Origin of the sequence: Streptomyces sp. NPDC006265 (genome assembly GCF_040613555.1) — a bacterium.
Classification (GTDB): domain Bacteria; phylum Actinomycetota; class Actinomycetes; order Streptomycetales; family Streptomycetaceae; genus Streptomyces.
Genome location: NZ_JBEXSH010001524.1, coordinates 1 through 1,072 on the forward strand (window position 1 = coordinate 1; position 1,072 = coordinate 1,072).

Below are 1,072 nucleotides of genomic sequence, written 5' to 3' on the forward strand. Positions count from 1 at the left end.
CCGCGCCAACCCCGGCCGCGGGCCCCCCACCCCCGACACCCCCGCCGAACTCCCCGTTCTGCCCGCGCCCCCCGCGCCCCTGCACGGGGCGATGGGCCACCACCCGCGCGCGCGGAACGCCGCACCCCGCTTCGACCGGCGCGGCTTCCCGATGGACCCCAAGGACCACGCGGCCCGCAGGGACCGCCTCCGCGCGCGTGCCATCACCACGACCGTCGTCGCCACCGTCGTGGCCGCTCCCGTCCTCGCCCTGTGGGCCGCCTACCGGGGCACCCCGATCGGCGAGGGCCAGGACGGCCGCTCGGCCTCCGCGCGCGAGGCGGACGACCCGTTCGGCCTGGACGGCGAGATGGCGGGCGGCGGCTACGAGAACACCGGCAACGCCAGCACCCGCCCCGGCCCCCGTTTCGGCAAGGACGGCAAGGCCGACGTCTCCGTCGAGGTCATCGGCGTCGCCGGCGCGGGACGCGAGAGCGCCCTGGAGGTCACGGCCGACAACAGCGGCGACACCACCCTGGTCACCCTGACCGCGAGCGGCCCGGCCCCCGTCCGCTGGTCCGCGTCCACGGGAGCCCTCTGGCTCTACCTCAGCCAGTCCTCGGGCACGCTCCGGCCCGGCGAGTCGTTGACGATCAAGGTGTACGTCGACCATCTGCGGGAGCCCGCGGGCCCCTGGCACGCGCAGGTCGCGGTCGCACCGGCGGGCGCCGTCGTCCACATCGAGGGCTACGGCAGCGCGCCCAGCCCCTCCGCCCCCGGCCCGGATCCCCGCCCCGGCGGCCCGGGCGACCCGCACCCGACGCACCCCGACCCGACGCCCACGACCTCCGCCCCGGACCCGGACCCCACGCCGACCACTCCGCCCCCGTCGACCGACCCGGACCCCACGCCCACGCCGACGGACCCGGCCCCGACCGACCCCACGGGCTCGACTCCACCGCCGTCGGACAGCGGCGACCCGAGCCCGGTCACGTCGTAGCCGGGCCCTCGGGCCACTGGCCCAGCCGGGCCCTCGGGCCACTGGCCCAGCCGGGCCCTCGGGCCACTGGCCCAGCCGGGCCCTCGGGCCACT

General features: G+C 78.7%; 1 pseudogene. It reads left to right on the forward strand.

Annotated elements, in window-relative coordinates:
* Positions 1–979: pseudogene (locus tag ABZ281_RS50355) on the forward strand (hypothetical protein); the annotation flags it as partial.
* Positions 980–1,072 lie beyond the last annotated feature (93 nt).